We start from the raw sequence: 19,324 nt of genomic DNA on the forward strand, positions 1-19,324 counted from the left end.
TACGGCTACCACAACCCACAAGCCCTCATCACCATGGCCATGCTCCGCCGAGGAGGCCTCTGCCCACCCCTACCCGGACGACCATGAACCCACGACAACGTCAGTAGACCCCAAAAAGCGATAACAGGGGGCCCTTCCTTCGCGGGTCAGACCGAGATGCCGACGCCGCCGCGGGTCTGGCCGCCGTAGCGCTGCCGCTCGGCTGCCAGGTCGAGGCGGCCGATCCGGCGCCGGGCCGAGAGGGCGGCGTCGTCCAGGCGGTCGGCCGGCACCAGCCAGACCACCTCGAACTCGAGCCCGTCGGGGTCCTTGCCGTACAGGCTCTTGGTGGTGCCGTGGTCGGAGGTGCCGGCGAGCGCGCCGGCGGCGGCCAGGGCGCGCGCCACCCGCTCCAGCTCGTCGAGGGTGTCCACCTCCCAGGCCAGGTGGTAGAGGCCGACGGCGCCGCGGCCGGCCGGCGAGGCGCCGGCGTCCGCGCCGATCTCGAACAGCCCGAGGTCGTGGTCGTTGGTCGAGCCGGCGGCCTGCAGGAACGCGGCGCCGGTGAAGCCCTCGGGGGTCATCGGAACGGCCCGGAAGCCGAGCACCTCGGTGTAGAAGGAGACGCTGCGGCGCAGGTCGCGGACGTAGAGGACGGCGTGGTTCAACCGGTGGATGCCCATGCCCACCACGGTAGCGCGGTTTAGTTGAACGTTCAACTACTTGCCCGGTAGGGTGGCGGACGTGACGCGATGGCTGGAGCCGGACGAGCAGCGGACCTGGCGTGCCTTCCTGGACGCGTCCCGGGGGCTGATGGCCGCGCTGGACCGCGAGTTGCAGCGGGACGCCGGGATGCCGCACGCCTACTACGAGATCCTCGTACGCCTCTCCGAGGCGTCCGAGCGCCGGTTGCGGATGAGCGACCTGGCCGAGGTCACCGGCTCGTCCCGCAGCCGGCTCTCGCACGCGGTGGCGCGGCTGGAGGAGAACGGTTGGGTCCGCCGCGTCGACTGCGCCGCCGACCGCCGGGGCCAGGTCGCGCTGCTCACCGACGACGGGTACGCGGCCCTCGCGGCCGCCGCTCCCGGCCACGTGGCCGGGGTACGCCGGCACCTGTTCGACCAGCTCAGCCCCGAACAGGTCGAGCAGCTGCGCCGGATCAGCGAGGCGGTGAACGGTCGGTTGACCGCCGGCGAGGCGGCTTCATGACCAAATTGCCCCCGCCAAGACCTTGTACTGACCGTCGCCGGGCAAGCACGATGGGGCGTGGCTCAGGGCTACGGTGATGTAACGCGGGCGGCACAGGACCTCGTCGCGGAGGGCGACCTGGCCGGCGCGCAGGCGTTGCTGGACCAGGCGCTCGGCACCGCCGATCCCAGCCCCGGCAACGCCTCCGAGGAGCTGACCGAGGCGGCCGGGCTGCAGGCCCGCATCCTGATCGCGCTGGGCGAGCCGCACGCCGCGCGCGGCTGGGCCGCCTTCGCGTACGCGGCCGCCATGCGGCAGTTCGGCGTGAGCGACCCCCGTACCGTCACCGCGGCCGCCACGCTGGCCGCCGTGCTGCACCGGGTAGGCAGCGACACGCGGGCGGCCCGGCTCTACCGGGACGTCATCATCGAGCTCACCGCCCTGGACGGGCCGGAGTCGCTGCGGGTGCTCGCCGCGCACGCCGACCTGGCCACCGTGGAGTACGCGCTGGGCCGGTGCGAGCTGGCCCGCAACCGGTTGACCGACGCCTGGGAACTGCACCGGGAGGTGTACGGCGAGGCGCACCCGGGCGGCATCAAGATGCTGGCCCGGCTGGGTTCGATGGAACGCGACTGCGGCCGGTTCACCGAGGCACACGACCATCTCGCGCTGGCCCGGGAGCTGTGCCGCCGGCACCTGCCCCCGGACGATCCGCTCACCCGGCAGGTGGCCGCGCTGGCGCGGGCGCCCGCCGACCCGCGCCACGTCTGCGGCTCGGACCGGGACGGCAACGTCGCGGCCGGCGATGTCGCGGCCGGCGATGTCGCGGCCGGCGATGTCGCGGCCGGCGGTGTCGCGGCCGGCGGTGTCGCGGCCGGCGGTGTCGCGGCCGGCGGCGCCGACGATGCCGGGCCTCAACCGCCGCCGTCGACGCCGCCGTCGACGCCCGCGGAGCCGCCGCGGCGCGAGGGCCGGTCGGCGGCCGCGCACTCCGGCGCGCCGGTTCCGCCCTACATCCCGCCACCCCGGCAACCGGCGCCGGACGACTTCGCGGCCACGCCGTACCCGTCCCTGGCCGAGCCGCCCGGTGAGGGGTGGTGGCCGCCCGACGAGGCGGAGCCGCCACCCTGGACCGGCGACGCCGGCGACAATGCTTCCGGCGGGGCCGCCGAGGGCGGCTACCCGGGGACGTACGACGCGGCGTACCAGCAGGGGTACGACGCGGCGGGTACCGGCATCCGGCCCGTGTTCGAGGAGCCGACCGACCCCGCGTTCGGGCCGGTGGGCTACCGGAGCGGCGGGTCGGCACAGCCCCAGCCGGGGCGAAACGCCGCGGATCCGAACGGGCAGCATGCCGGCACTGCACCGGCCTGGGACGCCGCGGCCGGCGACGAGGGCCAGCACGCCGGCGCCCCGCCGGCCTGGGACGCCACGGCTGACCGCGAGGGCCAGCACGCGGGCGCCGCGCCGGCCTGGAACGTCACGGCCGACCACCAGGACCAGGCGGCCGCGGCCTGGGACGGCACGGCACGGGACGGGACCGGCTACGACGACGCCCAAGCGGGCTGGAACGCGCCGGCGGGCCAGGAGGCCGGCCACGACGACGCCGGACCGGGCTGGGAGGACGCCGCACGCCATGAGGCCGGGTACGGCGCCACCCAAGCGGGCTGGAACGCGCCGGCGGACCAGGAGGCCGGCTACGGCGCCGGGCAGCCAGGCTGGACCGGCACGGCCGACCGCGAGGCCGGCTACGACGCCGGGCAGCCGGGCTGGACCGGCACGGCCGACCGCGAGGCCGGCTACGGCGACGGCCAGCCAGGCTGGACCGGCACGGCCGACCGCGAGGCCGGCTACGACGACGGCCAGCCAGGCTGGACCGGCACGGCCGACCGCGAGGCCGACCGCGGAGCCGGCGAGGCGGCCGGCGGCGTACCGCCAACGGGCGGCGGGACGGCGGCGGCCGTACCCGCCGAGGGGGCCGGGACGGACGGGCCGGCGCCGGCGGACGAGCCCGGCTGGCCGGCGGGCGAGGGGTGGTCGGCCGGACCCGGCTGGTACCGGCGACCCGGCACGGTCAGCGATCCGGCCGAGGGCCGCCCGGACCGCGCCGGCGTGCCGGCGCAGAGCGCTCCCGGTGTACACCGGCTGCCGGACGTCCGCCGCGCGGACCGGCTGCCGGCCGCCATCCACCGGCCCGAGGACGGGACCCGGCGGCGGATGCTGCCGGTCGTGGTGGCCGGGCTGCTGGTCGTGCTGCTCGGCGCGCTCGCGGTGATCGTCGGCTTCGCGCTGTCGGGTGACCCGCCGCCGCCGGACAGCGGCCCCAGCGGTGGGCCGGGTTCCGCGCCGCCGGCCACCGCGACGGGCGGGGCCGCGACGCCGGCCCCGCCGGCCGGTCGCGGCGCTCCCCCGGCCGACGTGAAGCTGAAGGACAGCGGGGACAGCGTCACGCTCTCCTGGGTCTATCCGGCCGGCGCCGAGGGGCCGGTGGTGATCGCGGGCGGCCGCCGCGGCCAGCAGCCGCAGGCCTTCCAGGACCTGCCCGCGGGCACCCACAACTTCACCGTGTACGGCCTGAGCACCGCGCAGGACTACTGCTTCACGGTCGGCATCGCCTACTCCGCCGACACGGTCGGCCGGTCCCGGCAGGTCTGCACCAACCGCCGCCGTTGACCACCGCCGACCCGCTCAGCCGCCGACCCGCTCAGCCGCCGACCCGCTCAGCCGCCGACCCGCTCAGCCGCCGGCCTCCGCGGCCGGCGGCTCCGCCGGGGACCCGACCGGCGACTCCACCGGGCGCCGCGCCCGCGTCGGCGTCGAGAGCCCGGCCGGCGCCTCGGCGGGCGGCGGGACCGCCGCGGGCAGCCGTACCTCGGCCCGGACGCCCGGGGCGGCGTCGCCGAGCGTCACGCCGCCGCCGTGCCGCCGGACCAGGTCGGCCACGATGGCCAGGCCCAGGCCGGCCCCGCCGGCGTCCCGGGCCCGCGCGTCGTCCAGCCGGGTGAAGCGGCCGAACACCCGCTCCCGGTCCGCGGCCGGGATGCCGGGCCCGTCGTCGGTCACCGTCAGCAGCTGGTACGCGCCATCCGGCCGGACCGACACGGTGACCCGGCTCGTGGCGTGCCGGACGGCGTTGTCCAGCAGGTTGGCCACGATCCGACAGATCGCGTCCCGATCACCGATCGTCCACACCGGCGCGGTCGGCGGCTCCACCCGGACCGGGGGCGCGGGGTACGGGGCAGCCACGGATCCGATCAACTCGCCCAGCTCCACGGGCCGGCGCGGCGCGGTCCGGCCGGTCTCGGAGTCGCTGCGGGCCAGCAGCAGCAGGTCGTCCACCAGCCGGCCCAGCCGGAGGTTGTCCGCCAGCAGGTCCTCGGTGACCGCCGCCCAGTCCGTGCCGGGGCCGAGCCGCTGCGCGACCTCCAGCTGGGTACGCATGTTCGCCAGCGGGCTGCGCAGCTCGTGCGCGGCGTCGGCGATGAACGCCCGCTGCCGGACCCGCGCCGATTCCAGCCGGGCCAGCATGCCGTTGAGGGTCACCGCCAGGCGGTGGATCTCGTCCCGCCACGGCGGCACCGGCAGCTGGCCGGGACGGCCGCTGCGGGTGATCTCCTCGGCCCCGGCGCGCAGCGCCTCCACCGGCCGCAGGGTGGCGCCCACGGCCCGCCACGCCACCACCGCCAGCAGGACCACCAGCAGCGGGAACGCCACCAGCAGCGTGTCGCGGAGCAGCTGGACACCCTGCACGACGTCGGCCATCGAGCGGGCCACCAGGACGGTCTGCGGATCACCGGCGGGTCCGGTGGTCACCGCCACCACCCGCACCGGGCCGCGCATCCCGAACCGCTGCCCGGCGATGGTGATCCGGCCCCGGTTGCCGATCCGGGCCCGCTCCTGCGGGTAGAGCATCGGCACCAACCGGTCGGCGTCGATGGACGCGGCCACGATCCGGCCGCCGCCGTCGACCACCTGCACCCGTACCTGACCGCCGGCCACCGGCAGCGGATCGGGCAGCGCCTGCTGCTCGGAAAGCCGGGCCACCGCGTCGGCGGTCTTGAACGCCTCGGTGTCCACGGTGCGCTGCAGCGCGTACCCGAGGACGAGCACCAGCAGCACGCCGCCGACGGCCAGCCCGCCGACCAGGCCGGCCACGCCGAGCGCCAGCAGCCGGCCGCGCAGGCCGAGGCCGCGCAGCCGCGCCGTTAACAGGGGGCCCCTGCTATACAGAAAGCGATAAGAAGGGGCCCTTCCTTTCATGTCAGACCAGCCGGTAGCCGGCGCCGCGGACGGTTTGCAGGCGGTCCCGGCCAATCTTGCGGCGCAGGTAGCCGATGTAGACCTCGACGGCGTTGGGCGCGGTCTCCAGGCTGTCGTCCCAGACGTGGTCCAGCAGCTCCGTCTTGGACACCACCTCACCGGCGCGGCGCATGAGGTATTCCAGCACGGCGTACTCCCGGGCGGTCAGGTCCACGGCCGCGCCGTCCCGGGTCACCAGCCGGCGGGCCGGGTCCAGGCTCAGGTCGCCGGCCGAGAGCACCGCCGGCCGTCGGGGGGCGCCGCGGCGCAGCAGCGCCCGCAGCCGGGCCAGCAGCACCACGTACGAGAAGGGCTTGGTGAGGTAGTCGTCGGCGCCGCAGTCCAGCCCGTCGGCCTGGTCGTACTCGCCGTCCTTGGCCGACAGCATCAGCACCGGCAGCCAGCAGCGGTCCCCGCGCAGCCGCCGGACCACCTGGTAGCCGGAGAGGCCGGGCAGCATGACGTCCAGGATCATCGCGTCGTAGCCGCCGTGCCGGGCCAGCTCGAGCCCGCTCGGGCCGTCGGCGGCCACGTCCACCGCGAACCCCTCGGCCTGCAGGCCCCGCTGCAGGGCGCGGGCCAGCCGGGTCTCGTCCTCCACCACCAGCAGCCGCACGACTGTAAGGGTGCCACCCCGGCTGAGGGATTCCACAGGTGTTCTCAGCGGCGTCACAGCGCCCGCACGGCACCATATGGGACAGGAGGTGTCACACATGTCCATGTTCAGCAACCGTCCGGCCCTGCGCTGGATCGTCCCGGCCGCCGCCACCGCGGTGGTCCTCGGCGGTGGCGCGGCGATCGGCACGTTCGCGGCGTCGGCCGATCCGGCGCTGCCACCGCGCACCGCGGCGCAACTCCTGGTGGACCTCCAGACGGCCCGCCTGGACGGCCTGTCCGGCACGGTGGTCCAGCGCGCCGACCTGGGCCTGCCGAGCCTGCCGAACCTCGGCGCCGGTCAGGGCGAGGCCGACCTCGCCACGCTGGCGTCCGGCACGCACACGCTGCGGGTCTGGTACGCCGGCGAGGAGCGCCAGCGGGTGGCCCTGCTCGGCACGCTCGGCGAGACCGACATGATCCACAACGGCGCCGACGTGTGGGTCTGGGCCAGCCAGCGGAACGAGGCGGTGCACCGCACGCTGTCCGAGGCGGATCGCGCGGACCACGAGTCGCTCGCCACCGGGCTCCCGAGCACCCCGCAGCAGGCCGCCGAGCAGGCGCTCGCGGCGGTGGACCCGACCACCGAGGTGACGGTCGGGCGCACGGCGCGGATCGCCGGACGCGACGCGTACGAGCTGGTCCTCGGCCCGCGGGACAAGTCCTCGCTGGTGGGGCAGGTGCGGGTGGCCATCGACGCCAAGCAGCACGTGCCGCTGCGGCTGCGGGTGTTCGCGAAGAGCGCCCAGCAGCCGGTGTTCGAGGTCGCGTTCACGCAGGTCGACTTCACCCGGCCGGACGCGCAACAGTTCGTCTTCAACCCGCCGGCCGGCACGAAGGTGGTCACCAAGAACGCCGCGCCGGAGGCCGGTGCCGCCGGTAAGCCGGACGCCAGGGCCGAGGCGGCCGCGAGCCGCGCCCGTACCGTCGGGAAGGGCTGGACCACCGTGCTGGTGGCCCGGATGGACGGCGGCGCCAAGCCGGCCGCCGGCAAGGACGCCGCCGGCAAGGACGCCGCCGGCAAGGACCGCGCCGGCAAGGACGGCGCCGGTACGCCCGGCGCGGACGCCGGAAACCAGCTCGGCGCGCTGCTGAACGGCCTGCCGAAGGTCAGCGGCGACTGGGGCAGCGGCCGGCTGTTCACCAGCAAGCTGGTGACCGCCCTGCTGACCGACGACGGCCGGGTGCTGGTCGGCGCGGTCACGCCGGACCGCCTCTACGAGGTGGCCCGGACCGGCCGGTGACCACCAGCGCCGGGACGATCCCGGGGGCGGCGCCCACGGCGCCGCCCCCGGCGTCGGCGCTCGCGGTGCAATCGCACGGGCTCACCAAGCGGTTCGGCCGGCAGCTCGCCGTCGACGGCATCGACCTGGCCGTGCCGCGCGGCAGCGTCTTCGGCTTCCTCGGTCCCAACGGGTCGGGCAAGACCACCACCATCCGGATGCTGCTCGGGCTGATCCGGCCGACGGCCGGCCGGCACTCGCTGCTGGGCCTGCCGATGCCGGCCGGCGCGGCGGCCGTGCTGCCCCGGGTCGGCGCGCTGGTCGAGGGTCCCGCCTTCCACCCGTACCTGTCCGGGGCGGCGAACCTGCGCCGGCTGGACGCCGCGGACCGGACGGCCGATCCGGGCACCGCGGACCGGCGGATCGGCGCGGCGCTGGAGCGGGTGGGCCTCACCGCGGCGGCCGCCAAGCGCTTCCGGGCGTACTCGCTGGGCATGCGGCAGCGGCTGGCCCTGGCGGCCGCGCTGCTGGCCCCCCGCGATTTGCTCATCCTCGACGAGCCCACCAACGGCCTCGACCCGCAGGGCACCCGGGAGGTGCGCGGGCTGATCGGCGAGCTGGCCGGCGAGGGCGTCACCGTGCTGCTCTCCACCCACCTGCTGGCCGAGGTCGAGCAGGTGTGCACGCACGTCGGGGTCATGCACCGGGGCCGGCTGGTCGCGCAGGCGCCGCTGCCCGAGCTGCGCGCCCGCACCGCGGCCCGGGCCCGGGTCCGCACCGACCGGCCGGACGAGGCCGCCCGGGTACTGACCGAGCTCGGTCTGGACCGGGTCGAGCACTCGGCCGGGACGGCCTCCGGCGACCTGGGTGACGTGCCGCCGGAGGCTGTGGTGGTGGCGCTGGTCGGCGCGGGCGTGCCGGTACGCGGCTTCGCCGTGGCCACGGCGGACCTGGAGGAGCTGTTCGTGTCGCTGACCGGGGAGGGCTTCGATGTCAGCGGGTGACGGGAGGACGGCCATGGCCGCCGCGGCCGGGACGCGGCTGGCGGCCGATGGGGCGACGCGGCCGGCGCGGCGATTCAGCGGCCGGCTGTTCCGCTCCGAGCTGCGGCTCATCTACGGGCGGCTGCGCAACCAGATCGGCATCGCCGGGCTGGCCGCGCTGCCCGTGGTGATCGCGGTGGGCGTCCGGCTCAGCGCGCCGGACGACCAGGGCGGCGGCGGCGACTTCTTCTCCTCGATCACCTCGAACGGGTTCTTCGTGGCGCTCGCCGCGCTCACCGTCGAGCTGCCGATCTTCCTGCCCATCGCGGTGGCCGCCATCTCCTCGGACGCCGTGGCCGGCGAGGCGAACCTCGGCACCCTGCGCTACCTGCTGACGGTGCCGGTCAGCCGCAACCGGCTGCTGGCGGTCAAGTACGCGGCCGTGGCGGTGTTCGCGCTGTCCGTCACGCTGCTGGTGGCCGTGGTGGGGGTGCTGATCGGCCTCGCGCTGTTCGGCGGCGGGCCGGTGACGTTGCTCTCCGGTGCCCAGATCGGGCTCGGCGAAGGGCTGCTCCGGCTGCTGGCGGTGTGCGGCTATCTCACGGTCTGCCTGTGCGCGCTCGGCGCGGTCGGCCTCTTCGCGTCCACCCTCACCGAGCAGCCGATGGGCGCCACGATCGCGGTCAGCATGCTCACGGTGGCGAACTTCGTGCTCGACAACATCCCCCAGCTGGGCTGGCTGCACCCGTACCTGCTCACGCACCACTGGCAGGACTTCGGTGAGCTGCTGCGGTCGCCGGTCGACCCGTACGCGCTGACCCCGGGGCTGGTCTCGGCCGGCGCGTACATCCTGATCTTCCTGGCCGCCGCCTGGGCCCGGTTCGGCGGCCGCGACGTGACGAGCTGACCGGCCGGCCTGCGCCGGGCCGGCTGCTGTTTGGCCGTCGCGCGGAAACCGCGGTACCGTTTGTCGTTCGAGCATTAAAAAAGAACGGCAAGCTAATTGCCGTTCTGCGCGTAAGCCTAACAAATAGGGGGCCAATTTGTCAAGGCAGTCCGGCGGCACCGAACTCGATTCCCGTCCAGATTCCGAGGCCGCCGAGATCGCGCACGAGCAGACGTACGTCTCGAACCTTTACGACCGGCTCGACGACCTGCGCGACCAGGCCGAACAGCGGCGGTCCGGCGTCCTGCGGCAGACCGGTGGCACGCAACAGGAACGGTCGCAACGGGACAGCACGGTGGCCATGTACACCGACCAGGTGGAGCGGCTCAACGCGGTCGAGAACGGTTTGTGCTTCGGCCGGCTCGACCCCGACGACGGGCCGTCGCGGTACATCGGCCGGATCGGCATCTTCGCCCCGGACGTCGACCACGAACCGCTGCTGGTCGACTGGCGCGCCCCGGCCGCCCGGCCGTTCTACCTGGCCACCGCCGCCGCGCCGACGGGGATCCGGCGCCGCCGGCACATCCGCACCCGGTTCCGCACCGTCACGGGCGTCGACGACGAGGTGCTCGACCTGTCCGCGGGCGCGCCGGGGCCGGCCAGCGACCTGACCGGCGAGGCGTCCCTGCTGGCCGCGGTGACCGCCAGCCGGACCGGCCGGATGGGCGACATCGTGCAGACCATCCAGGCCGAGCAGGACCGGGTCATCCGGGCCGACCTCGGTGGCGTGCTGGTGGTGCAGGGCGGGCCCGGCACCGGCAAGACCGCCGTGGCGCTGCACCGCGCCGCGTACCTGCTCTACACGTACCGCCAGCAGCTCTCCACCCGCGGCGTGCTGATCGTCGGTCCGAACACGACCTTCCTGCGCTACATCTCGCACGTCCTGCCGTCGCTGGCCGAGACGGGCGTGCTACTGGCCACGCTCGGCGACCTCTTCCCGGGGGTGCGGGCCACCGCGGCCGAGCCGGCCGAGGTGGCCGAGGTCAAGGGCCGCGCGGTGCTGGCCGACGTGCTGGCCGCGGCCGTCCGGGACCGGCAGCGGGTGCCGGACCGGCCGATGGCCATCCCGGTCGACGAGGACGTCACGCTGGAGCTGACCGGCTCGACGGTGGAGGCCGCCCGGGAGCGGGTCCGCCGCGCCGGCCGGCCGCACAACCTCGCCCGGGAGCAGTTCGAGGTCGAGATCGTGCACGCGCTGGCCGCCCAGCTGGCCGAGCGGATCGGCACCGACCCGTACGCGGACGACCCGCTCGGCGGCAACGACGCGCCGGGCGACCCGCAGCTGCTCGGCGAGGCCGACCTCGCGGAGATCCGCCGGGAGCTGCGGGCCAATCCCGCGGTACGGGCGGCGCTGGACGAGTTGTGGCCGGTGCTCACCGCCCAGCAGCTACTGGGCGGGCTGTTCGGCTCGGCCGAGGCGCTGGACTCGGCGGCCTCGGCGCTGCCGGCCGGGGACCGCGCGCTGCTGCTGCGGTCGGCCGCGCCGCAGGAGTGGACGCCGGCCGACGTGCCGCTGCTCGACGAGGCCGCCGAGCTGCTCGGCGAGGACGACCGCGCGCGGCGGGCCGCGCAGGAGCGCGAGCGCCGCCGCCGGATCGCGTACGCCGAGGGCGCCCTGGAGATCGCGAAGGGCTCCGAGTCGTACGAGTTCGAGGACCAGGAGAGCGAGATCCTTGCGGCCACCGACCTGATCGACGCCGACCGGCTGGCCGACCGGCACACCGGCGGCGAGTGGCTCAGCACGGCCCAGCGGGCCGCGGCCGACCGGCAGTGGGCGTTCGGGCACGTGATCGTCGACGAGGCGCAGGAGCTTTCGGCGATGGCCTGGCGGCTGCTCATGCGCCGCTGCCCGAGCCGGTCGATGACCGTGGTGGGCGACGTGGCCCAGACCGGCGCGCTGGCCGGCGCCGCGTCCTGGGCAGCGGTGCTCGAGCCGTACGTGGCGGACCGGTGGCGGCAGGCGGAGCTGACCGTCAGCTACCGCACGCCCCGCGAGATCATGGCGGTGGCCGCCAAGGTGCTCGCCGACATCGACCCGGCCCTGGAGCCACCGCGGGCGGTCCGGGACGCCGGGGTCGAGCCCTGGGACCGGCTGGTGCCGGACCCGGCCGAGCTGCCCGACCGGCTGATCGAGCAGGTCCGGGCCGAGGTCGCGGCGATCGGTGACGGCCGGCTCGGGGTCATCGTCCCGGCGGCCGACCTCGACCGGCTGGCGGCGGCGGTCGCCGCAGCCGTCCCCGACGTGGCGGTGGGAAACGATCCCGACCTCGTGCGGCGGGTGGTGGTGCTCACCGTTCCCCAGGCCAAGGGCCTGGAGTTCGACTCGGTCCTGGTGACCGACCCGGACGGTGTGGTGTCCGAGTCACGCCGCGGGCTGAGCGACCTGTATGTCGCTCTCACCCGGGCGACCCAGCGGCTCGGCGTGCTGCGGCCGGCAGCCGCCGGATGACTCACCCCTTCCCCTGCCCCGATGCTGATCAGGAAGTTGACCGGCTTTTCGATCTGTTTCGCCGGTCAACTTCCTGATCGACAAGGTGGGTGTGGGTGTCGGTGGCGGTCAGTCCTCGGTGAAGTAACCGGTCTCGCTGGCGGGGCCGGAGGCGTCGCTGGTCGTGCCGCCGCGCGACGGTTCCATCCCGCCCGTGGTGGCGTCGCCGGTGGTCGTCGGCGCGACGTTGCCGCCCGTCGGCCGGGGCCGGCGATGCACGCTGGCCGGACCGGCCACGCCACCGGTGGTGGTGACCATCCCCGGGGTCTCCGTCGGTCCCCCGTCGCGCAGGGTGTCCGCATCGATCCGGCTGTGCGCCGGATCGTCCAGATCGCGGTCCTTGGCCTCGCGGACGGGATCCGCGGGCGGCAACGTCACCTCGCGGGCCGCGTCGGGTCCGTAGTCGGCGGGATCAAGCCCCCGTCCGGCCGGTTGCTGCGGCTGCGCCGAATCGTTCCCCACGTGGACCACCTCAACTTCCGCTGCTGACGACAAGACAATTTGCGTGCCCCCGGCCGGGACGGATAAACGCCGGGCCCGACGCCGTCCGCGCAGTAGTCGTAGACCCTCAGGTAGTCCCTGGATGTGACAGCAGACGGGCAAATGGACTTGGCTCCCCGCGCACGGACCGGATAAACGCCAGGCCGCCGGGGATATCTGTTTGCCGGCCGGCCCGTCGGGAAACCCACCGTCGCCTTGGTCGTCACCGCAGGTAGCGCGCGCGGCCGGGGTGGTTCGAGAAGGTGCAGCCTCATCGAATCCGAGGAGGAAAAGATGAGCACGCAGACAGGGATGAACAGGGCTGGCGCCCAGATGCCGGATGCCCGCCAGATGGCGGACACCCGCCAGATGGCGGACACGCAGACCCGGCAGATGCGGGACATGCCGACCGCCCGGCAGATGCCCGACGGCGCCCGGGCACCGGCGCCCGGCACCGAAACCAAGCCCGCGGTCCTGTCGACCGAGTTCTGGGTCTACCTGGCCGCGGTGGGCGGCGTGCTGCTCGCCTCGTACCTGGTGGGTAGTAGCGGCAACGGCACCGGCGTGGACATCTTCCAGGCCAACCAGGCCTGGTGGCTGATCACCCTGCTGACCATCGCCTACCTGGGTAGCCGGGGGCTGGCCAAGCTGGGCAGCTCGTGGCGGCACGGACGCCAGCGGTGACGGCCGCCGGATGACCCCCGTGGCACGTGCCTGACCGCCACGACCGGCGATCCGGCAGGGCATCGCCGCGACCGGCGATTCGGCACGGCCCGGGCGCCATCCGGCCCGCACCCCGACCGCGGCCTCCGGAGCATCCGCTCCGGAGGCCGCACCATGTCCGCAGGAGCCCGTTCAAAAATGAACGGCCGCCGGGCAGACCGGAGAAGCCCGTTAAAAAATGAACGGGCCGTGGGCCGCGGGCCGCGGGGCCGGCCGGTCTACGGCAGGTCCCGCCACGTACGACTCCGGCCCGGCACCCCGATACGGGGTGCCGGGCCGGAAGGGGTCCCGGTGCCGGGCAACATTGCCCGGTCCGACCGGAGCCGACTGTCCGCGGCGGCAGGCCGCGGGTCGGATCCGACCACGCAGGTGTCAGACCCGGCTGCGTCCGCGGCCGTAGGTGCCGGCCACGATGGCCACACCGATGGCGGCGAAGACGACCTGGAGGAAGAACTCGATCCAGTCGAACCCGTTGGTGTCCTTGACCCCGAACAGGCTGGCGACCAGGGTGCCCAGCAGGGCGGCCACGATGCCGATGACGATGGTCAGCCAGATCGGGATGTTCTGCTTGCCCGGTACGACGAGGCGGCCCAGGGCACCGATGATCAGACCCACGACGATGGCGACGAGGATGCCGGTGACGGTCACAGTCAGCTCCTAGTAGTTGAGAACCTGCACCCGTTCGTCGAACGAGGCAGCCTCGAAATGCCCACCGCTCTCAGCGCCGAAACCATCTATCGGTTGTCCCATGTAAAGTTTTGGCAACGGCGCGCTTGCGACGGCGGGCGGCGGGCGTCGCCCCCGCCGGTTCAGCCGAGTCGGGCCAGCGCGAGGCCGGTGACCACCGTGAAGTCGATCCGGCCGCCGTGGTTGTCCAGCACCGCGCCCAGTTCCGGCAGCGCGCGCTCCAGCATGGGCGGTTCGAGCATCCGGTAATGCGAGATGGAGGCGAGCAGGTCGAGGTATTCGGCCGTCGAATAGCTCCGGCCGCCGCGGTAAATCCGAAACACCGGATCGGTGAACCGGCCGTCGTCCGCCACGCCCATCGTGCGCCACTCGGCCGCGAGGTCCCGCTCGACGCGGTCCCCGTCGCCCGGGTCCCCGGCGTGCGGCGGCGCATCGGCCGGCACCCCGTACCGGATGTCGACCTCGGCCAGCGCGGCGCTCAGCGCCCGGTCGGGCAGCAGGAACACGTTGCCGAACACCGCGAGCGCGCCGCCGGGCGCCAGCGCAGCGGCGGCCAGGTCGGTGCGCCGGTCCGGGTCCACCCAGTGCCAGGCCTGCGCCGAGTAGAGCAGGCCGTACCGCCGGTCGGGTGACCACGCCTCGAACCGTTCGACCAGCACCGACACCGAGGGGTACGGGCGGCAGTTGCGCCGCAGCACCGCGGCCATCCGCGGGTCCGGCTCCAGGCAGGTCAGCTCCAGGCCGTGCGCCGCGAACGCCACGGTGGCCTTGCCGGTGCCGGCTCCGACCTCGACCGCCGGCCCCTTTCCGGCGTACGCGAGGACGTCCGCCACCAGGTCCGCCGGGTAGCCCGGGCGGACCGCGTCGTACTGCTCGGCCGCCTCGCCGAAGACGGCCCGCTGCTCCCGTCGCTCCGCCATCGCTCCCCCCGTCCGCCGGTGCCACCCAGGATCGACATCAGATCACAATGTCGACGACCCGGGGATGCGCCGGCGTCGGCCGTACCGCTCACCCCGGCGCCACCCGCGCCGAGCGCCCGCCGTCAGCCCGCGCCGAGGAAGCGCAGCACCGCGAGCACCCGGCGGTGGTCGTTGTCGGCCTGGATCAGATCCAGCTTGGTGAAGATGCTGTTCACGTGCTTGGCCACCGCGCTCTCGCTGACCACCAGCGCCCCGGCGATGCCGGAGTTGGACCGGCCCTCGGCCATCAGCGCGAGCACGTCACGCTCGCGCGGGGTGAGCCGCTCCAGCGGATCGGTCCGGCGGACCAGCAGCTGCGACACCACCTCGGGGTCGAGCGCCGTCCCGCCGGCCGCCACCCGGCGCGCCGCCGCGACGAACTCGTCGACGTCGGCCACCCGGTCCTTGAGCAGATAGCCGATCCGGCTGGTGTGACCGGCGATCAGCTTCGTCGCGTACCGCTCCTCGACGTACTGCGAGAGCACGAGCACGCCGACCTCGGGCCATGCCTGGCGGACCCGCAACGCCGCCCGCAGCCCCTCGTCGGTGAAGCCCGGCGGCATCCGTACGTCGGCCACCAGCAGGTCGGGTCGGTGCTCGTCCACCGCCCGCAGCAGCTCGACGGCGTCGCCCACCGCCGCCGCCACCTCGACGCCCTGCGCCGCGAACAGCCGGACCAGCCCGTCGCGCAGCAGGACCGAGTCCTCGGCGATCACGACCCGCACGGCACCGTCACCACAATCGAGGTTGGGCCGCCGGCCGGGCTGTCGATCCGCAGCTCGCCGTCGACCGAGTCGACCCGCTGCCGCAGGCCGCGCAGGCCGGTCCCGCGCAGCGGATCGGCCCCGCCGCGCCCGTCGTCGGTCACCGACAGGAACAGGCCGCCCGGCTGCCGGCGCACCACGACCTCGGCCCGGTTCGCCATGGCGTGCCGGGCCACGTTGGTGAGCGCCTCCGAGACGACGAAGTAGGCGACCGCCTCGACCGCCGGCGGTGGCCGCTCGGGCAGCTCGACCCGCAGTTTGACCGGCACCGGGCAGCGGGCCGCGATGCCGGACAGCGCCGCGTCCAGTCCGAGCTCGTCGAGAACGGCGGGGTGCAGGCCGCGAATGAGCCCGCGCAACTCGACCAACACCTGTTTCGCCTCCTCGTGGGCGTCCGCCACCGCGCGGCGGACCTCGGGATCGGCGTCCCGCAGCGCGGCCCGGGTCATCCCGAGATTCATGGCCAGGGAGACCAGCCGCTGCTGCGTGCCGTCATGCAGGTCCCGCTCGATCCGCCGGCGCTCCGCGTCCGCCGCCGCGATCGCGCCGGCCCGGCTGGCCGACAGCGACTCGACCCGGCGGGCCAGCGCCTCGGTCCCGGACGGTTGCAGCAGCGCCCGGGCCAACCGAAGGTCGACGGCGGCGGCGCCCCGGGCCAGCCAGGTCGCGGCGACCAGCGCCGCCGCTCCCAAGAGGGCGACCGCGACACGAGAGCCCGGATGCAGTTTGCCGCTGGACAGCGACAGCGCCAGCAGACCCCCACCCAGTGTCAGCGCCGCCAGGAACAGGACGGCAGCCAGCGTGGTGACGGCACCGGCCAGGGCGTGGTAGCGGAACTGCCGCCGGGTTTCCGGCCCGACCACCCGGTCGGCCAGCCACCGCCAGCGGGGCTGGTCCGGACGCCCGTCCGGCACCGGTACGAGCGCCTCGCCGAGAAGCCGCGTGAACCGCGCCCGTTGCCACCCGGTGAACCGGCTGGTGAAGGCGAACGACACGAGGGCGGCGATCAGCAGGGCGGCCAGCCAGGTGCCGAGTCGTGCCAGCGCCCCGAGCGGGCCGTCCAAACCGCCCAGTTCCCCCAGGACCGGTACGTTGATCAGCGCCCAGGCGGCAGGCGCCAGGACGGCCGCCGGGCTGAGGACCAGCAGCCAGAGCAGAGACCCGACGCCCAGATGCGCCGCGGCCAGCCAGGTGCGCCGGGACCACAGCGCCGCGGGGACACCGCGCCAGCCCACGGAGCTGTTCCAACCGGCCACCAGGCCACCCTAGCCAGCGCCGGCGCGATCGGCGCTGGCGCCAGCGACCGGTTCCGCCCTGTACCTGGTGCCACCACGGGTCGGACATCGGCGCTACCGACATCCGCCGGCCCCGGCGGCAGGCTGGCGGACATGAGGATCTCCGCACGGTTCCGACGGCTGCTCGACCTGCCCGTTGCCCTGGTCATGGTGGCCGCGCTGGTCGTCAGCTGGTGGCTCCGGACCGGGCCGGCCGGACCCGAGGGGTGGGCCCGTGCTGACCAGCGGTAGGGCCTCGGCCGCGTCCCCGACGGGGACGGCAGCCCCAATACGGGCCGCGGCCCGGACGCGGACGGCTGCTCCGGCGCGGACCGCGGCCCCGACACGGACCGCGGCCCCGACACGGACCGCCGCCCCGACACCGACCGCCGCCCCGACACGGACCGCGGCTCCGGCACGGACGACGGCTCCGGCGCGGACCGCGGCGCCGGCAGGGACCACCGCCCCGACCCGGCCGGTAGCCCCGACACCGACACCGACACCGACCGCGGCCCCGGCGCGGACGGCGTCGGCCCTGGAATGGGTTGTCCGGGCGCTGCCGATCGCCGCGGCGGTGGTGCTCGTGCCGTGGACGGTCGGCATCGCGACGCTGCTGCCGCACAGCGCGATCGCTCGGCACTGGAACATCGCCTGGACCGGCTTGGACGTGGCCATCACGGCCGGGCTCGGGCTGACCACTCGGCTGGCCGCCCGGCACCACCATCGCGCGGCGCTCGCCGCGACCGCCACCGCCAGCCTGATGTGCGCGGACGCCTGGTTCGACCTCTGTACGAGCGCGGCGGGCGCTCCGCTGGCCGCGGCGGCCGGCTCGGCCGCCGCCGAACTGGTGGTGGCCGCGGCCTGCCTGTACGTCGGGTTGGGCCACCGGAGCCGCGACGGTACGGCGCACACCGGCACGACCAAGATCCACAGGAAGTGACGGATGCAGGGGCGAGCCGGCGGCGACCCGGCGGCCCGGCCCGGTGGATCGACCCGGCCCGGTGGATCGACCCGGCCCGGTGGATCGTGGATTCCCGTACCGGTCATGGCCGGTACGGGAATCCACGATCCACAACCGCCACGGTGGGGACGGCGACCGGCGAGGGCGGTCGGCGCCCCCACATCGCGGACATCGTTGATCAGACAGTGTTGATCAAGCTGAACTTGTTCAGCTGGCGGTGCAGCGCACCGACTGGGCCGCGCCCGCCCCGGTGCCGTTGGCGGTGAAGCCGAACGTGGTGCTGGCGCCCGCGCCCACGCTGCCGTTGTACGACACGTTCCGGGCGGTCACCGTCGAGCCGCTGGCGCTGAGCGTGGCGTTCCACGAGTTGGTGATCTGCTGGCCGCCACTCCAGGTCCAGGTGACCGTCCAGCCGCTGATCGCGGAGTTGCCCGCGGTCACCTTCAACTCACCCTGGAACCCGCCGGGCCATTGGTTGATCAGGGTGTACGCGGCCGTACAGCCGCTACCGGCCGGCGGCGTGGACGGCGGAGCCGTGGTCGGTGGCGCGGTCGTCGGTGGCGTGGTGGTCGGTGGCGTGCTCGTCGGCGGGGTGCTGGTCGGCGGCGTTCCGGTGTAGACGGTGGCCAGCTTGGCGGTCTGCCGGATGCCGTTGGCGCCGTTGAAGATCCGGTCACCCCAGCTGGTCAGCTGGTTCTTGTTGAAGTTCGTGACCATGTCCAGGTATTCGACGCCGCCGCCGTTGCCGCTCCACGACCAGCCGAGATAGCCGATCCCGTTGGCCTGGGAGTACGACATGATGGTGTCCTCGTCGGGGTTGCCGTCGCTGTGGTTCCAGCCGAACTCCCCCACCACGATCGGCAGGCCCGCGCTGCGGAACCGGCCCAGATAGTCGGTGATCTCGGCGGCCGTGTCGTAGACCCCGTACATGTGGATCGAGAAGACCGTGTTCCGGTTCGGGTCGGCGTTGAACACCGAGGCGGCGTTGTCGCGCATGGTGAAGGACCAGTCCTGACCCCAGTTCGGGCCGTCCACCATCAGGGTGTGGTTGAAGCCGTTGCTGCGCAGCCGCTTGATCGCGTTGGCCGTGTCGCTGGTCCAGTTGCCGTAGTTCTGGTTGCCGTACGGCTCGTTGCCGATGTTGATGATGACGTACGGCTCCTGACCGGCCAGCACGCTCTTCAGGCCGATCCAGTAGTCGACCGCGCGGTCCAGGCTGACCGCCGCGCTGTCCTCGCCGTACCCGGTGGTGTCGTGCACCTCGAGCACGCAGATCAGCCGGTTGGCCTTGCACATCGAGACGACGTTGGCCACGTCGCTCGGGCTGTTCTTCGTCCAGCGGTCGCCGCTGCCCAGCACGACCCGGACGGTGTTGGCGCCCAGCGAGGCGATGTCGGCGAAGGCGCCGGTCTGTTGGGGATACCAGACGTGCGCGTGGCTCACCCCGCGCATCACGAAGGGGTTGCCGTTGGCGTCCATCAGCTTGCCACCGCTGACGTATAAACCGGATGCGGCCTGCGCCGGTGGGGCAAGGACGAATACCGCCGCGAACAGGGCGAGCAGCCCCGCAGCGAGGGCGGACAGGCGGGTTCTCATGGGCCTACCTCGTTGACCGGGCGTCCGATGGGACGCGGGAGGGTCGCGCCCGGGTTGGGCGCGGCGGAGGCGCCGCGGAGCACCTGAGGATCGCCGGTGCCCGGCATGGCGCGGCGGGTG

At 74.4% G+C, this 19,324-nt stretch carries 17 protein-coding genes and 1 pseudogene; 9 read left to right on the forward strand and 9 right to left on the reverse strand.

Going from position 1 to position 19,324, the window contains the following annotated elements; translation table 11 throughout:
- Positions 1–146: 146 nt before the first annotated feature.
- A complete protein-coding gene (locus tag ACFFHU_RS04765; protein ID WP_377336089.1) occupies positions 147–662 on the reverse strand; it encodes a VOC family protein in 516 nt (171 codons plus the stop codon).
- A 52-nt stretch (positions 663–714) separates the two neighbouring features.
- On the opposite strand from ACFFHU_RS04765, the gene ACFFHU_RS04770 reads away from it, so the two are divergent.
- Complete coding sequence (locus ACFFHU_RS04770; protein ID WP_377336091.1) at positions 715–1,188, forward strand: MarR family winged helix-turn-helix transcriptional regulator; 474 nt, start codon at positions 715–717, stop codon at positions 1,186–1,188.
- Between the two features lie 57 nt (positions 1,189–1,245).
- A pseudogene (locus ACFFHU_RS31665) lies at positions 1,246–2,133 on the forward strand (tetratricopeptide repeat protein); the annotation flags it as partial.
- Positions 2,134–3,903: 1,770 nt separating this feature from the next.
- Here ACFFHU_RS31665 and ACFFHU_RS04780 read toward each other — a convergent pair.
- Together ACFFHU_RS04780 and ACFFHU_RS04785 are read right to left on the reverse strand one after the other, a co-directional pair.
- Positions 3,904–5,334: a sensor histidine kinase gene (locus tag ACFFHU_RS04780; protein ID WP_377336162.1), complete on the reverse strand. Its 1,431-nt coding sequence runs from the start codon at positions 5,332–5,334 to the stop codon at positions 3,904–3,906.
- A 94-nt stretch (positions 5,335–5,428) separates the two neighbouring features.
- On the reverse strand, positions 5,429–6,082 hold the full coding sequence (locus tag ACFFHU_RS04785; protein WP_377336095.1) for a response regulator transcription factor: 654 nt from the start codon (positions 6,080–6,082) through the stop codon (positions 5,429–5,431).
- Between the two features lie 97 nt (positions 6,083–6,179).
- Here ACFFHU_RS04785 and ACFFHU_RS04790 point away from each other — a divergent pair, with 97 nt between their 5' ends.
- From ACFFHU_RS04790 to ACFFHU_RS04805, 4 genes are all read left to right on the forward strand, one after another.
- A complete protein-coding gene (locus ACFFHU_RS04790) occupies positions 6,180–7,364 on the forward strand; it encodes a LolA family protein (protein ID WP_377336097.1) in 1,185 nt (394 codons plus the stop codon).
- On the forward strand, positions 7,361–8,347 hold the full coding sequence (locus tag ACFFHU_RS04795) for an ABC transporter ATP-binding protein (RefSeq protein ID WP_377336099.1): 987 nt from the start codon (positions 7,361–7,363) through the stop codon (positions 8,345–8,347). Before ACFFHU_RS04790 ends, ACFFHU_RS04795 begins: the two co-directional genes overlap by 4 nt.
- Complete coding sequence (locus ACFFHU_RS04800) at positions 8,334–9,233, forward strand: ABC transporter permease (RefSeq protein WP_377336101.1); 900 nt, start codon at positions 8,334–8,336, stop codon at positions 9,231–9,233. The genes ACFFHU_RS04795 and ACFFHU_RS04800 overlap by 14 nt, the downstream gene beginning before the upstream one ends.
- A gap of 136 nt (positions 9,234–9,369) precedes the next feature.
- Positions 9,370–11,721 carry a HelD family protein gene (locus tag ACFFHU_RS04805; RefSeq protein ID WP_377336103.1) on the forward strand — a complete coding sequence of 784 codons (2,352 nt, stop codon included), beginning with the start codon at positions 9,370–9,372 and terminating at the stop codon, positions 11,719–11,721.
- Positions 11,722–11,829: 108 nt separating this feature from the next.
- On the opposite strand, the gene ACFFHU_RS04810 is transcribed toward ACFFHU_RS04805, so the two are convergent.
- Positions 11,830–12,222 (reverse strand): hypothetical protein, encoded by a 393-nt coding sequence (locus ACFFHU_RS04810; protein ID WP_377336105.1) that lies wholly within the window; start codon positions 12,220–12,222, stop codon positions 11,830–11,832.
- Between the two features lie 312 nt (positions 12,223–12,534).
- On the opposite strand from ACFFHU_RS04810, the gene ACFFHU_RS04815 reads away from it, so the two are divergent.
- Positions 12,535–12,924 carry a hypothetical protein gene (locus tag ACFFHU_RS04815; RefSeq protein WP_377336107.1) on the forward strand — a complete coding sequence of 130 codons (390 nt, stop codon included), beginning with the start codon at positions 12,535–12,537 and terminating at the stop codon, positions 12,922–12,924.
- 411 nt (positions 12,925–13,335) lie between these two features.
- Here ACFFHU_RS04815 and ACFFHU_RS04820 read toward each other — a convergent pair whose 3' ends face one another.
- The 4 genes from ACFFHU_RS04820 to ACFFHU_RS04835 all read right to left on the reverse strand — a co-directional run bounded on the left by ACFFHU_RS04820 (position 13,336) and on the right by ACFFHU_RS04835 (position 16,629).
- On the reverse strand, positions 13,336–13,611 hold the full coding sequence (locus tag ACFFHU_RS04820; RefSeq protein WP_377336109.1) for a GlsB/YeaQ/YmgE family stress response membrane protein: 276 nt from the start codon (positions 13,609–13,611) through the stop codon (positions 13,336–13,338).
- A 161-nt stretch (positions 13,612–13,772) separates the two neighbouring features.
- A complete protein-coding gene (locus ACFFHU_RS04825; RefSeq protein WP_377336111.1) occupies positions 13,773–14,570 on the reverse strand; it encodes a class I SAM-dependent methyltransferase in 798 nt (265 codons plus the stop codon).
- Positions 14,571–14,692: 122 nt separating this feature from the next.
- Positions 14,693–15,334, reverse strand: a complete 642-nt coding sequence (locus ACFFHU_RS04830; protein WP_377336114.1) for a response regulator — start codon at positions 15,332–15,334, stop codon at positions 14,693–14,695.
- Positions 15,322–16,629 carry a sensor histidine kinase gene (locus ACFFHU_RS04835; protein WP_377336116.1) on the reverse strand — a complete coding sequence of 436 codons (1,308 nt, stop codon included), beginning with the start codon at positions 16,627–16,629 and terminating at the stop codon, positions 15,322–15,324. The genes ACFFHU_RS04830 and ACFFHU_RS04835 overlap by 13 nt, the downstream gene beginning before the upstream one ends.
- Positions 16,630–16,761: 132 nt before the next feature.
- On the opposite strand from ACFFHU_RS04835, the gene ACFFHU_RS04840 reads away from it, so the two are divergent.
- Positions 16,762–16,899 carry a hypothetical protein gene (locus tag ACFFHU_RS04840; RefSeq protein WP_377336118.1) on the forward strand — a complete coding sequence of 46 codons (138 nt, stop codon included), beginning with the start codon at positions 16,762–16,764 and terminating at the stop codon, positions 16,897–16,899.
- 331 nt (positions 16,900–17,230) lie between these two features.
- Positions 17,231–17,587 carry a hypothetical protein gene (locus ACFFHU_RS04845; protein WP_377336120.1) on the forward strand — a complete coding sequence of 119 codons (357 nt, stop codon included), beginning with the start codon at positions 17,231–17,233 and terminating at the stop codon, positions 17,585–17,587.
- Between the two features lie 228 nt (positions 17,588–17,815).
- Here ACFFHU_RS04845 and ACFFHU_RS04850 read toward each other — a convergent pair whose 3' ends face one another.
- Positions 17,816–19,204: a cellulase family glycosylhydrolase gene (locus tag ACFFHU_RS04850; protein WP_377336122.1), complete on the reverse strand. Its 1,389-nt coding sequence runs from the start codon at positions 19,202–19,204 to the stop codon at positions 17,816–17,818.
- Positions 19,205–19,324 lie beyond the last annotated feature (120 nt).

Source organism: Plantactinospora siamensis (genome assembly GCF_042434095.1).
Taxonomy (GTDB): Bacteria; Actinomycetota; Actinomycetes; order Mycobacteriales; family Micromonosporaceae; genus KBS50.

Excerpts from the sequence above, each read along its gene's own strand:
- ACFFHU_RS04765 (WP_377336089.1), bottom strand. The coding sequence starts at position 662 with ATGGGCATCCACCGGTTGAACCACGCCGTCCTCTACGTCCGCGACCTG.
- ACFFHU_RS04790 (WP_377336097.1), top strand. The coding sequence starts at position 6,180 with ATGTCCATGTTCAGCAACCGTCCGGCCCTGCGCTGGATCGTCCCGGCC.
- ACFFHU_RS04800 (WP_377336101.1), top strand. The coding sequence starts at position 8,334 with ATGTCAGCGGGTGACGGGAGGACGGCCATGGCCGCCGCGGCCGGGACG.
- ACFFHU_RS04815 (WP_377336107.1), top strand. The coding sequence starts at position 12,535 with ATGAGCACGCAGACAGGGATGAACAGGGCTGGCGCCCAGATGCCGGAT.
- ACFFHU_RS04825 (WP_377336111.1), bottom strand. The coding sequence starts at position 14,570 with ATGGCGGAGCGACGGGAGCAGCGGGCCGTCTTCGGCGAGGCGGCCGAG.
- ACFFHU_RS04840 (WP_377336118.1), top strand. The coding sequence starts at position 16,762 with ATGAGGATCTCCGCACGGTTCCGACGGCTGCTCGACCTGCCCGTTGCC.
- ACFFHU_RS04850 (WP_377336122.1), bottom strand. The coding sequence starts at position 19,204 with ATGAGAACCCGCCTGTCCGCCCTCGCTGCGGGGCTGCTCGCCCTGTTC.